The organism is Gloeothece verrucosa PCC 7822 (genome assembly GCF_000147335.1).
Taxonomy (GTDB): Bacteria; Cyanobacteriota; Cyanobacteriia; order Cyanobacteriales; family Microcystaceae; genus Gloeothece; species Gloeothece verrucosa.
On the sequence record NC_014501.1, the window covers coordinates 3,898,828 to 3,913,243 of the forward strand.

The 14,416-nt window shown below is 41.8% G+C and carries 15 protein-coding genes; 8 read left to right on the plus strand and 7 right to left on the minus strand.

Going from position 1 to position 14,416, the window contains the following annotated elements:
- Positions 1-49 precede the first annotated feature (49 nt).
- The 4 genes from CYAN7822_RS17210 to psbO form a co-directional block, all read right to left on the minus strand.
- Complete coding sequence (locus CYAN7822_RS17210) at positions 50-1,171, minus strand: RRXRR domain-containing protein (protein ID WP_013323530.1); 1,122 nt, start codon at positions 1,169-1,171, stop codon at positions 50-52.
- 317 nt (positions 1,172-1,488) lie between these two features.
- A complete protein-coding gene (locus CYAN7822_RS17215; protein WP_013323531.1) occupies positions 1,489-1,950 on the minus strand; it encodes a CBS domain-containing protein in 462 nt (153 codons plus the stop codon).
- Between the two features lie 72 nt (positions 1,951-2,022).
- Positions 2,023-2,799, minus strand: coding sequence for an RNA polymerase sigma factor SigF (locus CYAN7822_RS17220; RefSeq protein WP_013323532.1), 777 nt, complete (start codon positions 2,797-2,799; stop codon positions 2,023-2,025).
- 463 nt (positions 2,800-3,262) lie between these two features.
- Entirely contained in the window at positions 3,263-4,090 is an 828-nt protein-coding gene (gene psbO, locus CYAN7822_RS17225; RefSeq protein ID WP_013323533.1) for a photosystem II manganese-stabilizing polypeptide, read from the minus strand.
- A gap of 192 nt (positions 4,091-4,282) precedes the next feature.
- Here psbO and CYAN7822_RS17230 point away from each other — a divergent pair, with 192 nt between their 5' ends.
- Entirely contained in the window at positions 4,283-4,600 is a 318-nt protein-coding gene (locus CYAN7822_RS17230; protein WP_013323534.1) for a hypothetical protein, read from the plus strand.
- 70 nt (positions 4,601-4,670) lie between these two features.
- On the plus strand, positions 4,671-6,128 hold the full coding sequence (locus CYAN7822_RS17235) for a phosphoglucomutase/phosphomannomutase family protein (RefSeq protein WP_013323535.1): 1,458 nt from the start codon (positions 4,671-4,673) through the stop codon (positions 6,126-6,128).
- 148 nt (positions 6,129-6,276) lie between these two features.
- Here CYAN7822_RS17235 and CYAN7822_RS17240 read toward each other — a convergent pair whose 3' ends face one another.
- Both CYAN7822_RS17240 and CYAN7822_RS17245 read right to left on the minus strand, forming a co-directional pair.
- Positions 6,277-6,861: a (2Fe-2S) ferredoxin domain-containing protein gene (locus CYAN7822_RS17240; protein WP_013323536.1), complete on the minus strand. Its 585-nt coding sequence runs from the start codon at positions 6,859-6,861 to the stop codon at positions 6,277-6,279.
- Positions 6,862-6,883: 22 nt separating this feature from the next.
- Positions 6,884-7,147 carry an Asr1405/Asl0597 family protein gene (locus CYAN7822_RS17245; RefSeq protein WP_013323537.1) on the minus strand — a complete coding sequence of 88 codons (264 nt, stop codon included), beginning with the start codon at positions 7,145-7,147 and terminating at the stop codon, positions 6,884-6,886.
- A gap of 222 nt (positions 7,148-7,369) precedes the next feature.
- Between CYAN7822_RS17245 and dpsA the strand changes: the two genes are divergently transcribed.
- Together dpsA and cbiD are read left to right on the plus strand one after the other, a co-directional pair.
- Positions 7,370-7,924: a DNA starvation/stress protection protein DpsA gene (gene dpsA, locus CYAN7822_RS17250; protein ID WP_013323538.1), complete on the plus strand. Its 555-nt coding sequence runs from the start codon at positions 7,370-7,372 to the stop codon at positions 7,922-7,924.
- Positions 7,925-8,127: 203 nt separating this feature from the next.
- On the plus strand, positions 8,128-9,300 hold the full coding sequence (gene cbiD, locus CYAN7822_RS17255; protein WP_216701611.1) for a cobalt-precorrin-5B (C(1))-methyltransferase CbiD: 1,173 nt from the start codon (positions 8,128-8,130) through the stop codon (positions 9,298-9,300).
- 21 nt (positions 9,301-9,321) lie between these two features.
- Here cbiD and CYAN7822_RS17260 read toward each other — a convergent pair whose 3' ends face one another.
- Positions 9,322-9,846: a hypothetical protein gene (locus CYAN7822_RS17260; RefSeq protein WP_013323540.1), complete on the minus strand. Its 525-nt coding sequence runs from the start codon at positions 9,844-9,846 to the stop codon at positions 9,322-9,324.
- 386 nt (positions 9,847-10,232) lie between these two features.
- Between CYAN7822_RS17260 and pstS the strand changes: the two genes are divergently transcribed.
- The 4 genes from pstS to pstB all read left to right on the plus strand — a co-directional run bounded on the left by pstS (position 10,233) and on the right by pstB (position 14,398).
- Positions 10,233-11,417, plus strand: a complete 1,185-nt coding sequence (gene pstS, locus CYAN7822_RS17265; protein ID WP_013323541.1) for a phosphate ABC transporter substrate-binding protein PstS — start codon at positions 10,233-10,235, stop codon at positions 11,415-11,417.
- Between the two features lie 89 nt (positions 11,418-11,506).
- Entirely contained in the window at positions 11,507-12,469 is a 963-nt protein-coding gene (pstC, locus tag CYAN7822_RS17270; protein WP_013323542.1) for a phosphate ABC transporter permease subunit PstC, read from the plus strand.
- Between the two features lie 76 nt (positions 12,470-12,545).
- Positions 12,546-13,442: a phosphate ABC transporter permease PstA gene (gene pstA, locus CYAN7822_RS17275; RefSeq protein WP_013323543.1), complete on the plus strand. Its 897-nt coding sequence runs from the start codon at positions 12,546-12,548 to the stop codon at positions 13,440-13,442.
- A 149-nt stretch (positions 13,443-13,591) separates the two neighbouring features.
- Complete coding sequence (gene pstB / locus CYAN7822_RS17280) at positions 13,592-14,398, plus strand: phosphate ABC transporter ATP-binding protein PstB (protein WP_013323544.1); 807 nt, start codon at positions 13,592-13,594, stop codon at positions 14,396-14,398.
- The last annotated feature ends 18 nt before the right edge of the window (positions 14,399-14,416 follow it).

Consider the following 14,416-nt stretch of genomic DNA (forward strand, 5'->3'; position numbering starts at 1 on the left):
GGTTTGAAACCCCGTCCTTTAGCGACAGCGAAGGACGGCTTTACATTTTTTAGCAATTGACAATCAATCCGTTTGAACGTCTAATCAAAGTCACTTTGCTAACAGCTATCTGCCCTAACCGTTTCCAATTAGCATCGCTAACAGATATTTGTTTTTTAGTTTGACCTGAGACATAGTCAATTCCTTTAGGGCAATTAACTAAATCCCCTTTTCTTAAATCAAAGTCGGTTATTGTTCCTCCATACTGTCGTCTTATACCTCCCTTGCTCTTGAGCATAAGATGAAGTTGACGACGACTAAACGGAGGTCTTTTAATAACAGCGAATGGACAATTTGTTATTGTTACTGAACCTACCCAGTGATGACCTTGACTATTAACAGTCTGAAAAGATTTATAATCTAAAAACTGAAAACAAGCTAAAGTTAAACCATCTAAGCCATGACTCTCTTTAGATTGTTTGGCTTTGTCTTTAGACTTTTCTAATCCTAAATGTTGTCTTAAGTTAGAGGTCTGCCATCCATAACGGGTATCAACATTTCCCAACTGCCTTAGTTGCTCTAACATCCATTTTTGACCAACCATCACAGGAGAGAACCCTTTTCCTGAACAGGCTTTTTTCCTGCCTGAAGTTAAATCTACATCGGCTTTTACATACTCAAAGTAAATATCAGTTATCGGAAAAACTTTACACAGTTCTTTGACGACCCTCAATTCTAGTTGTCTGTTAGCGCGAATTGATGGAGTGCGGAACTCGTTCCGCACCCCAGGTAATTTGCCCTGTTTGCGGTTGTTAAAACGCTTTTGACGGTGCGCTCTTAGTTCAAAAGGCAGGTGGCGATTAATTCGCCTTCCTCTCCTTGTACGACGCATCATTCGGCGATCTTCCATTCGCTTTTTTATTGTTTTAAAAGGTAATTCTAAATGTCCAGCCCATAAAGAATATGACGAAGACTGAACACCTATACCTGAAAACAGCTTACCTGGGTCAATTCCTATAGAGATAGTTTGAGTTTTGTTGTCAGATGAATTGACAATTAGTTGAACATAAAATTGATTTAAGTCGTTGAACTTGCCAACAGCTTTACCGTCTTTTATCCATTTTCTTGCCCTACTAGGTTTAGTGGGCATTAAGGGTTTTCCTTCTTTTGAGATAACAGGTACTCTTAGCATGGAGATAATCCTTAAAGAGTTAAGTTTAAGTTCCTTTGCCCACCTAACAAACCATGTCTTGTCTTTAGCAACACTCGTACCAATCGAGTTTAGAGAGAATCCGAACTAGGGAAGCATTCGGAAGTCTGTGAGATTGTTAGGCTAAAATGGGCTATTCACTTCTTGCGTTGACCAAATTGGTTTGGACAATCCTCGCACTTGACCGGCGAGGTTAGTGAATTTTTCTTAATTTTCTTCACCTTGAATTTTGTCGCCCAAAAAATTTAACCATGTAGCTTAATCAAGAGCTACTCCCAAAACGAAGCGAGTGGGAGACTTCAATTACTGGCCATGGCGCGGATAATATCGCCACGAGTAATAATACCGATTACTTTTGCCTCTGTTTCGTCAATCACAGGTAAGCGTCGGATTTTTTTGTCGTGCATGAGTTGAGCGGCTTCTCGTAATGGTTGATAGGCTTTAATGCTAATGGGCTTATCGCTCATTACCTCTCCTACCGTTTGCCCTAGTGCCTTGTGAATTTCCTTTTCATAGCGAGCCGGATTTTGGAGATAGATCACGCTATCGAGGATCATGATATAAGGTGGGGGTTCCACGCCGGTTTCTTGCCACATCAAGTCGGTTTCTGAGATTACCCCGACTAAATTGCCTATTTCATTGACCACAGGCAATCCACTGATTTTTTTTTCTGCCATGAGTTTAATCGCCTCAGAGAGTGGAGTTTGAGGCGTTACCGTATAGGGATTGTGGGTCATGACATCGCCAACCGTTTTGGTCATGCTTTACCTTGAGACAATAATAATCATCAATGTATTCATTTTAGGCAATTCGGGGGCCATAAATATTAATTTTCAAAATACTTCTTTGGTCATGGTTTCCTTAAGCAGATCCAGACCCTTTTTAACGCGGCGAGAAACGGTCACCACACTGATTCCTAATTGTTCTGCTGTTTCTCGTTGAGTTAAATCATACAAAAATACAAACTCTAAAACTCGCCGGGTTCGTTCTTCGAGTTGAGCGAGTGCTTGTTGTAAACGAATGCGGTCATCTTCAGACAACTGAAAACTGCGATACTTGGGATCGGGAACCAAGTCTCCTAAACTCGTTTGTCCATCATCATCGTGATTGATGGAAACATCTAAACTGAGCGGCTCACGATTTTGGAAAGCTAGTTTTATTTCTTGCCATTCTTTGGCAGAAATTTCTAAAATCTCGGCAATTTCTTCATCGCTGGGTTGACGGTTCAATCGAGTTTGGAAGTCCCGCCGAATAGTCATGGCTTGGCGGCCTAAGTCTAACCAACGCCGAGGAATTCTGACCGAGTAACCCTTATCGCGCAGATAGTGTTGAATTTCCCCTCGGATATAGGGAATAGCAAAAGAACTAAAAGCGTGACCTTTGCCGGTTTCAAATCGTTCAATAGCTCGAATTAATCCTAAACACCCCACTTGCAGCAAGTCTTCATAATTCTCGTTACATTGACTCACCCAATGATAAGCTTCTCTTCTTACTAACCCGAAGTTGAGTTCCAAAATTTGGTTGCGAAGTTCAGTTGATGGGGATTTTTGGTAATCTTGGAACAAGCGCAAGCTTTCCAGTTTGAGATTTTCTTTGACGGGAATATACATAGCGCACTTAACCTATTTCTGCTATTTGCTGCAAGATTTTTTTGTAACTTTATTTCAAGGGAAAATAAGTTTTTAGGGTTTTATTTAAAACGGTCTAACTCGAGTTAGTCAAAAGCTAACTTTTTTCGTCAAGTAATAGTTTTTATTGACGGGTTGTAGTCTTTGACTGTATCTAGATTAGGCTAGTCACTGGCTTAGTGCAACCGAGTAAATACCAGGTTTCTGTTCAATTTTCAAATGAGGCTTGCGCTAATTTACTGAGCAGAAAAAGGGTCCGGTTTGCCCGGGGTTTCCTACTCAAAAGCCATCAAATTCATTTAAACTTTTTCAAGGTAAATTCTTCAGTTAGTTTTGACGGTCTTTAAAAAACTCAAAAAGGGGCGAAACGCCCCTCACCGTGATTTCCTCTATTCCATCGTTAATTTAACAAAGTGTTTTAAACCGTTTAAGGGCAGGGTTTATATTAAACGGTTGGTTCAATGCGGGCATAGAAGATGCCTCGGATCTTCACACCTACTGGCTCTTTAGCGCCTAAATCGGTATCGGAAGGCTGTTCACTTTCAAACACGCCAGCAATTTCTCCGGTAGCTCCATCAACTTTGGTGATTTGTAGAGAAATTGCTCCTTTACCGGTATCAGTTGATTTAACATTAGCAAAGTCTTCTGCATCAGCAGAAGCGGGTAGAGCAACCGCGTTATCATACCCAGTCACTACACCCCGACCTTTGGGATCTAAGAAACCAGCACCTCGATAGGAAGGCACTTTAAAACCTCCTTCAAAGTCCACTGAACTGTTGATGGAGTTAAAACCTGCCTCGGTTTGACCCACTAAGCTTTTAATGGTAAAAAAGAAAGGCACTTGTTCACCGCCGGGTAATTGAACCGTGATGGGTTGGAAGTCAATCCCTTCTTCTTCGGTAAAAGTTAGTACGCCGTCATCACTAACGCTAATGGTTCCGGAAATTTGTTCAAGGCTAGTGGTAGAACGGGTTAATAGTTTACCGGGTACGTATTCAGCCTCTTGTCGTTTGTTAACGGGTTCTTCCTTAACAAAATATTGTTGGGGTTCTAAACACAAATCTGTCACTAAATAAGTTTGTCCACGTTCAACGGGAATATTACCTCGGGTAAATTCGGAAACTTGAGGACACTTGTTAGCCAGTCCTGTGTTCAAAATTTCGTCATAAGTGAGTTGTTCCCGACTAACATCGGTGGGCGCTTCACTACAAGCAACTGTGAATAAGCCCAGACATAAAGCCAGAAAGGCAACAATTAAAGCACGAAACCTCATGATCAACCTCGCTTTGTCAATCTCTAATTAATAATTCTTGTCCAAATAAGTATTACTTATCAAAAAGCCATCAATAGATTGTGGACAACGCTCACTATTGAGACATATCGGGATCTACTCTACCAAATTTGGTTACTTCAACTACCCAGAATCTTTTATGATGAGGGTGATTTTCTCAATGGATGCCTTTACATGAATCACGATCCAAATGGGGATACTCAAACAGATAACAAGCAACTCGCTCGAATTACCACCGAAATCCGAACGCTGGCGCAGCAATGCTCTGGCGATCTCGACGCATTATTATCTCTGCTGCGAACTCTAGAACAACTCCATCGAGAAATCCGAGAACAGTTTTTTGAACCTTCTTTACCGGATACTCGTAAAGATTTATATCATTTGCTCAGAGAGATTGAAGAAACAGGAGGTTGGCCTTACATAGAACGCATGAAACTTCAAATTTTACTCAAAACCCTCACCCCCGACTCGGAGTTGCCGCCCGAAAGATAGAAAATTCAGTTCCCAAAATGCTCTGTGTCGGCTACTCTGGGATCAGACTGGTTTATTAATGAGCGATTTCATGTCTTTTACAGTCAACCCGATTAAATTTGGTACTGATGGCTGGCGGGGAATTATCGCCGCCGACTTTACTTTTGAGCGAGTCTGGCGGCTTGCTCCTCTGGCGGCTCAGGTTTTAGCAGATAATTATGGCTCTAATGTCGATCACCGTCTGATTGTGGTCGGTTATGATCGCCGCTTTATGGCCGAGGATTTCGCTAGAACGGCAGCCCAGGCAATTACCGAGGCCGGATTTGATGTGTTGTTATCCGAGAGTTATGCCCCAACGCCGGCTTTTAGTTGGGCGGCTAAAGCTCACAAGGCTCTCGGAGCCATCGTTATGACGGCTAGTCATAATCCCCCAAATTACCTCGGTTTGAAAGTTAAAGGACCGTTTGGCGGTTCGGTTTCTCCTGAGATTACTCAGCAAATTGAAGCCCGCTTATCCTCAACGGTTTCCCCAAGTTCCCCAAGCGGCAGTGCGGAACTCGCATTCTCCCCCAGTTTAAGTTATTTTGACCCTTGGTCAAGTTACTGCGATCGCCTGCGAACTCAGGTCAAAGTTGAACCCATTCGCGCAGCGATTAATTCTGGACGTTTGCGGGTGTTTGCGGATGTGATGCACGGCGCGGCGGCTGGTGGGTTGGGTCGAATTCTTGAATGTGAGGTACAAGAACTTCATAGTGCGCGAGACCCCCTATTTGGCGGTTATCCCCCTGAACCTCTACCCCGTTATTTATCGGAATTGTTAGAAACGGTTAAAACGGCCCCGGGTGAGGGGTTAAAGGTGGGTTTGGTGTTTGATGGTGATAGTGATCGCATTGCGGCAGTAGATGCTAAGGGAAATTTTCTCTCTACTCAGATTTTAATTCCGATTTTAATGGACCATTTGGTTGATAAGAAGGGATTAAGTGGAGAGGTGGTTAAAACCGTTAGCGGTTCTGATATTATTCCTCGTCTGGCTAAACTTTATAATTTACCGATCTTTGAAACTCCTATTGGTTATAAATATATTGCTGACCGTATGTTAACCAGTCAGGTGTTAATTGGTGGGGAAGAATCCGGTGGTGTGGGTTATGGGACTCATATCCCTGAACGCGATGCTTTATTATCAGCTTTATATGTTTTAGAGGCGGTGGTTGAATCGGGTGTCGATTTATCAGATCGCTATACTCAATTACAAGAAAAAGCCGCCTTTATTTCGGCTTATGATCGCATTGATTTGCCTTTGGCTAGTATGGAGGTACGATCTAAATTATTAACTCGTTTGGAAACTGACCCCCCTAAAACGATCGCCGGCCAGTCTGTGATCGATTGTCTAGCTATAGATGGTTATAAGTTCCGTCTCCAAGATGGAAGTTGGTTGTTGATTCGTTTTAGCGGCACTGAGCCGATTTTACGTCTTTATTGTGAAGCGGCTAATTTAGATCAAGTTCATCTTACTTTGAATTGGGCTAAGGATTGGGCGAATTCTGTTTAGTTTATAGGTAACTAAATATAAAATTTTTCTTTTCCTTCCTGGGGCGCAAACCTTGCGCCTCTATAGCAATTTGATGATTAAATCTAAGAACAAACCCCACACTATATAGATATAAGTGTGAGGCTGATTAAAATAAATAAGCACTAGACTAATCCTTTGCCGCCACAAAATGCTTTTCCAATAAAACCGGAATTTCTTGGGGTTTAACACGAGTATAATTGGCCTTATCGGGTAAAATAATCATGTTGGGGCCTTTACTACATCTTTTTAAACAACCTGTCCGCTTGACCTGAACTTGGTCTTCTAGACCATTATCTTTTAGGCAACTTTCGATCGCTTGACACATATCTTTGCCGCCTTTTTTCCAACAGTCAGATTTCTGACACACCAGGATACTCGCTGCCGGTTTTCTGCATTTACTGGTTTGGGTTGGCTGTTGTTGAGGGTAGCTTTCTCTGTCTGATAAGGGTACAGTCGGCCGAATTGTTTCGGCTTTTAGCTTCAGTTTACCCGTTTTGGCACATAATTTACTGTTCCCATTCACTTCTATCCAGCAACCCGGCGCAATGAGCGGATCTAGTCCTTGCCGCATTTCTTTGGGCAGTTTGATCCAATATTCGCGCTCTGAAACATTAATCCTCAAGTATTTGATTTTGTCCCCGTCTTTAATAACAAAATCTAGCAATTGTCCGACGGCATTAAAGGGTGTGTATTCCGGCTTACAGTTTGACATATATTTTCAATAAGTGTACAGTTTAATGATTCTCATTATCAATGTCTAGCACCCAGCATCGATCTAACCAGAGAATTAATTCCTGGCGGGGTGCTTTAATTCTTCTCACTACGCTCCATAGCTGAATCGCCTGAATATGAGTATCCAGTTCTATCTGTAAAGGCTGATTGAGATGACATTGGCAAGGGATGTCTAACTCCTGTAAGCGGTGATAAACTTCCCAACGGTCGGTACCTTGAACCTGAATAACTTGATTTGAAGATGATGACGGGTTGGCTGAACTCATGTTTGGGCGTAATTGAGTGTGAGTGGCTAGAGTCTTACTGGGAAAATCTTCTATTTGTAGACTACCATATAAACGCTAATTATTCTCAACTATTTTTTAAGTTGGAGAAATTGTCAGTAAATCTTGAGATGCCTAGTGCAATTTGTCCGTTCTCCAGGTAAAGTGTGATAAGGTAGATACCCTATACAAGTAATTCCCCAACAACAACAGGAGAAAAATCAAATGGCTACAACTCAGGGCTTAGTACGTGCCTTCGGTGAAGTAGGCGAGAATTCCGTATTACTAGATAAAAGCGTAACCACGCCCGTGTGTGAGGGGTTAAATAGTGCCTTAGCAAGTTTTCAAGCGTTGTATTTGCAGTATCAAAAACATCATTTTGTCGTAGAGGGGTCAGAATTTTACTCCTTACATGAATTTTTCCAAGAAGGGTACGAAGCCGCTCAAAATCATGTTCATGATTTGGGTGAGCGCTTAAATGGATTAGGTGGCATTCCTGTCGCTAGTTTTACTAAACTGGCTGAGTTATGCTGCTTTGAACCTGAAGAAGATGGCTCTTATGATAGCCGCTCTATGGTAGAACACGATTTATCAGCAGAACAAGCGATTATTCAACTGTTACGTCGTTTAGCTTCTCAAGCTGAAAGTTTAGGCGATCGTGCTACCCGTTATCTATTAGAAAAAATTCTTTTAGCAACGGAAGAAAGAGCTTATCATCTCGATCACTTCTTGGCTCACGATAGCTTGACTATTGCTTTTGTGGGTAATGGAAAAAACTAGCTTTAGTTGCCCCAAAATTTATTGAAATTTAGGATAACTAGAAGTAAGGGTACGGATTGAATAACATTTAGTTGAGACTAGAATGTTACAGCCGTGCCCGATTTTCCTACTGGCTTGACAGTCAATCCCAAAAAGCGATGAAATTTTAATAAATTAGTAATTAATTCATTCTAAGGAAATTTGTTGAAGAGAACTGTTCACTCATAACTTTTATGAAACCCCGCTCAGGATATACTTTACCTGTCTTTGCAACGGCTGCGGCTATAGCGGCATTGCGTCATTTACATCAACAGGAGGAAAATAAAAAAGTTTGGGTCAACTTAATTGAAGCGGCGCAAACAGTAGAAATTGAAATAGAACAAGTAGCACAGATCGGCGTAAATCAGGCTTTAGCCATTACTCGTAGTGATCCTGGGGATAATTTAGACATTACTCGTAATACTCCCGTTTGGGCGATAGTGGAGTCAACAGTTAGGTCAGAAAATCTTCAATCTTTATCGGCTAGGATTAAAACAGAAAACGAGTGGCTAGAAGAAAATATTCTGATCCGAGGCGGTGAAGGCGTGGGTAAATTGAGCAATGAACTGGGGAAATCAGCCATTTATCAGTATGCTCGACGACTGCTACAGGAAAATCTCCAATCTCTACTGCAAAACGATGAACAGATAACTGTAACCATTATCTTACCGGAAGGGCGAAAATTAGCTCAAAGAACCTCTAATGAGGCTTTTGGGGTAGTTGAAGGACTTTCTTTGTTAGGAACAACGGGAATTTCTCAGCCGCTCAGTGCCAGTGAACAATTAGAAGTTTATCAGCAAGCATTAATCGAGAAAGCTCAACAGTTTGAGACTTTAGTGTTTTGTGTCGGGGAAAACGGGTTACAATTGGCGCAACAAATGGGTATTAATCCGGCACAACTGCTTAAAACGGCTAATTGGTTAGGTCCGATGTTGGTGACGGCAGCACTTCAAAAGGTAAAGGGAATAGTTTTATTTGGCTATCATGGAAAGCTGATTAAATTAGCCGGCGGAATTTTTCATACTCATCATTATCTCGCGGATGGACGCTTAGAAATTTTGACCGCTCATTTAGCTCAATTAGGTTTACCGACTTCTAATTTACAACAAGTGTTTAATTGTCCTACGACAGAAGCGGCGTTATCTTATTTACGAAAGTTAGATCAGGAAAATCATACTCATTGGGTAAAAGCAGTATATGAGTCTATAGCGGCTAAAATTGATCAACGCTCTCAAGAGTATATCCGAAAACAAGCCGAGCAATCGGTGTGTGTGGGTTCAGTGTTATTTGAGCGTGACCGCAGTATTATTGTTAAAAGTGAGAAGGGGATTAATTTGTTAGAAAAGTTGTTGGGGTAGAAGTTACGCATCGTACAAATTTTATGGGTTTTGGGGAAGACTCGCTAATAGTTGCTGAAGACTATGGGGAGTTAGCGTAATTTTCACTTGTAGTTGCTGTTGTTTGTCTCGTAGCAGAAGAACGTAGTTATCCCCTACAGAATTACCAACGATGAGAGGGTCATTCACTTCTACAGTTTGAAAGACTATTTGAGGTTTATTGATGCGAATAACTAACTGAGTTTGCGACTGAGGATAAATGTAGAGGTCGCCCTTAGTCATGTCTAGGGTAAGCTGTCTAGGAGTGGTGCTGCGTTCATCTTTGAAGGAAGGACTATACCAATAGAGCGTAATTCCCCGCATTTGCGGTTTCTGTAAGCTAATTTTTTCGTCAAAGCGCTGCGAACTCCAGTCAAGCTCATCAATATCCCCATTAGAAGGAAGGATGCGCTGTTGCCACGAGACTTCTTGTGAATCGAGTTTTTCCCACCATTGACCAATTAGAGAGAGGTTTTGAGCGTTGTCTGGGTTATCGCTGTCTTGCTGCCAAGTAATCGGGGAGGCCATAATTAAGTCACTTAAGTTGAAGGGCTAAATCCGCGAAAAGCGAAAAGGCAATTTTTTTCCTTAAATAAATCATAACCTGAAATTCTTGTGATGCGGCTGATCTTTGACCAGCAAATTCTCTTGTTACTTGCTCGAGTTGATCGGATTAGAGGCTCTTGAATGGTAATAAACTGATGAGCTTATGAATAATTCTAGATTATTCTGTTAATAAACCTACTTTGTTAGCCTTCCCCTAGAGACCCTAAAATCGTCAAGGGATCTAGTGGATTTAAGATAAAATAACCATTTTGGAAAAATTTAAGATTTCTCTTAACCTACTCTTTACTATTAAATGATAGCCTGTATCATGAAAATGATAAACTCAAGTAAGTAGCCTTGCCTTAAATATGCTTAATCAAAAGAATTTAAGAACCTCACCTAGAGACCTAATAAATTTTATATCTATACTTGCTTTAAGCATCAGTTTAGGCGCTTGTGGCAGTGCCAATAATACAGCAGACACAGGACAAGGACAAGGACAAAGCGGTACAGCCGAACAAACTCCTGCTGCTGCCGGAGGAGACTCTCTAGCCAAAGCCTTAGCCTTAGCTCAACCGGTTAGACTAACCGGTGCCGGGGCATCTTTTCCCTATCCCCTCTATTCCAACTGGTTTGTACAGCTAAACCAAGAAGTGCCTGATTTACAGGTGAATTATCAATCAGTGGGAAGTGGTGCAGGCGTTGAACAGTTCATCCAAGGAACCATCAACTTTGGGGCGAGTGACGTGGCCATGAAAGATGAAGAAATTGCCAAAGTGCAGCGAGGCGTGTTAACCTTACCCATGACCGCCGGGGCGATCGTGCTGGCTTATAATATTCCCGGGGTTCAAGGAGAACTAAAATTAAGTCGAGATACTTATGTGGGCATCTTTTTAGGAGAGATCACTAACTGGAACGATCCGAAAATTGCTAAAGATAACCCGGATGTAAAATTACCCGATTTACCCATTACCGTAGTGCATCGGGCTGATGGAAGCGGCACAACAGCCGTATTTACTCAACATTTAAGTGCTATCAGTGACAATTGGAAATCCAAAATAGGGGCAGGTAAAACCGTACAATGGCCCAAAACCGGTAAATTTATCGGCGCAAAAGGAAATGAAGGCATAACCGCATCAATTCAACAAAATCAAGGCTCCATTGGCTATGTAGAAGCTGGCTATGCCAAGAACAATAAATTAAGCGTGGCTTCCTTACAAAATAAAGCCGGACAATTTGTTGCCCCCACCGAAGAATCAGAAGCCGCTACCTTAGCATCTGTAACTCTGCCTGAAAATTTACGAGCATTTATTACCGATCCTGAAGGAGAAAAATCTTATCCCATTGTTACCTACACTTGGATGCTAGTCTACAAAAAATATGACGATCCCAATATTGCCAAAGGCATAGAAGGGATGATTCAATATGGATTGACTCAAGGACAAAAATCGAGTGCAGAACTCGGTTATATTCCCCTACCTCAAAACGTCGTGGAAAAAGTAGCGGCGGCGGCTGATCAAATTAGCCCCGATTTTCAAATTAAGGTCAAATAAAACTTGTCGGGTAGCCATCTGCTACCCCTTAAATTAACCCCTGAAACCTTCTCTAAAAGAAGCACCTCTATTAACTCTTAAACGCTATTATGAGCGCACCAACATTTTCAGAACAAGACTCTTCTGAACGTACCCCCAGGTCCCCGTTAGAAAAATCTTTAGATCAAGGGTTTATTTGGCTAACGTTAGCCTTTGCCATTGGCATAGGATTAATTTTATTATCGATTTCTCTAATTGTTTTAATACGCTCTTGGCCAGCGATTCAACAATATGGATTAGGATTTCTTTTCTCTAGTTCTTGGAACCCGGTTACCAATGATTACGGGGCGTTACCGGTTATATATGGGACAATTGTTAGTTCGCTCATCTCTCTGATCATCGCTATTCCTTTAGGAGTAGGAACAGCACTTTTTTTGAGTGAAGACTTTATTTCCCTCAAGATTCGCACAGTTTTGGTGTTTTTAGTCGAACTGTTAGCGGCTATCCCCAGTGTAGTTTATGGATTATGGGGCATTTTTGTATTAATTCCCCTTGTGACTCCTATTGGTAGCTGGTTACATAATCATTTGGGTTGGATTCCTTTATTTTCGACTCCACCCGCCGGTCCTGGAATGCTGCCGGCAGGGATGGTTTTAGCGATTATGATTTTACCGATTATTACCGCCATTTCCCGAGATTCATTAGCCTCCTTACCGCCAGAATTACGTCAAGCCTCTTTAGGCTTAGGAGCAACCCGTTGGGAAACTATATTTAGAGTGTTAATTCCTGCGGCTTTTTCAGGTATTGTGGGGGGAGTTATGTTAGCGTTAGGTCGCGCGATGGGAGAAACAATGGCGGTAACCATGATTATCGGTAACTCGAACCAGCTAAATCCCTCTGTATTAGCACCCGCTAACACCATCGCTTCTTTATTAGCTAACCAATTTGCAGAAGCTTCAGGAATGCAGGTAGCCGCCTTAATGTATGCCGGCTTTGTCTTGTTGGTATTGACTTTAGTCGTTAATATCATCGCCGAATACATCGTTAACCAAGTCAAGGCCAAATATCAGTAAGAGCATTATTTATCCTTAACCAATACCAGGTTAAATATCAATAGCCATTGTGTTTGTTTGGTAAAGCTATTAAAGTATGTCTAATTTGAGTGAGTCGACAGACTCTAGATTATTAGGAGAGGGACTGAAGAGGAAACCGAAAAGCCCGCGAAATCTGTTTGGACTGTTAATGACTGTTTTAGCGACGGCTTGTATTATTCTGACACTGATTCCCCTATTTGCCCTACTGTTTTATGTAGCGATTCAAGGATTAAGCCGCATTAATTTCGATCTATTTACTAAGCTCCCCCCACCGCCAGGATTACAAGGAGGAGGGGTTGCTAATGCCATTATTGGGACTTTAATGGTAGTGGCCTTGGCGACAGCCATTGCGGTTCCCATTGGCGTTTTAGCCGCCATTTACCTATCAGAATTTAGTAAAGGCAACCAAGTAGCTCGTTGGATTCGTTTTGCCACTAACGTGCTAAGTGGTGTACCCTCAATTATTGCCGGGATTTTTGCTTATGGGTTGTTAGTACAAACCGGCGTGGTGGGTTTTTCAGCAATTGCGGGGGGAGTCGCCTTAGCGGTGTTAATGTTACCCACTATTATTCGAACGACAGATGAAGCCCTACAAATTGTTCCCCAAGATATTCGTTGGGCTGCCCTAGGGATAGGTGCTTATAACTATCAAACGGTTCTTAAGATTGTGCTGCCGGCGGCTATCCCCGCCATTTTAACCGGTGTTACCCTAGCTATTGCTCGCGCAGCCGGAGAGACTGCCCCTCTGATTTTTACGGCGTTGTATTCCAATTTTTGGCCCAGAGGTGTAGCAGAACCTATTGCTACTCTATCAGTGCTAGTCTATAACTTTGCCATTGTCCCTTTTAAAGCTCAACAAGAATTAGCTTGGGCAGGTTCTTTGATTTTAGTCTTTCTGGTATTAACCACCAGTGTCTTAGCCCGTTGGGCAACTCGTCAGAAAACATATTAGAGGGAACACCTCGGCTCTGCGAGGGGGAAAGGGCAAGGGGGAACACTTCGACAAGCTCAGTGCAAGGGGGGAAAGGGCAAGGGGGAAGGGGGAAAGTACCAATGACTAATGACTAATGACTAATGACTAATGACAAGGAAAAAAAGATCATGGAAGAAGTAATCAACACAATAACCCAAACCGAGACAGTTTTAAAGACTGAAAACATAGATATCTATTATGGAGATTATCGAGCAGTTAAAGAAGTTAATCTAGAAATTTATCGAAATAAAATAACCGCATTTATCGGCCCTTCTGGCTGTGGTAAAAGTACAATTTTGCGTTGTTTTAACCGTCTGAATGATTTGATTCAGGGGTTTAAAGTAAATGGGAAAATCACTTATCATGGACAAAATCTTTATGAGTCTGATGTTGATGCTGTAGAAGTCAGAAAACGCATCGGCATGGTTTTTCAAAAACCTAACCCTTTCCCTAAAAGCATCTATGATAATGTGGCCTATGGAGCAAGAATTAATAATTACCAAGGAGATTTAGATGAACTGGTAGAAAACTCCTTACGTCGTGCCGTGTTGTGGGATGAAGTCAAAGATAAGTTAAAAGAAAGTGGGTTTTCTCTATCGGGAGGACAACAACAACGTCTCTGTATTGCTCGCACCATAGCGGCTCAACCGGAAGTAGTTTTAATGGATGAACCTTGTTCGGCACTCGATCCAATTTCGACTTTAAAAGTTGAAGAATTGATGCACGAATTAAAGGAAAATTACACGATTATTATTGTTACTCATAATATGCAGCAAGCAACGCGGGTAGCTGATATGACAGCCTTTTTTAATGCAGAAGCAGTGGGCAAAGGCAGTAAAATTGGCTACCTGGTGGAATATGACAAAACCGAAAATATTTTTGGCAATCCTCGAGAACAAGCCACCAAAGATTATGTAAGCGGACGTTTTGGCTAAAGGCTAAATATTGTATTT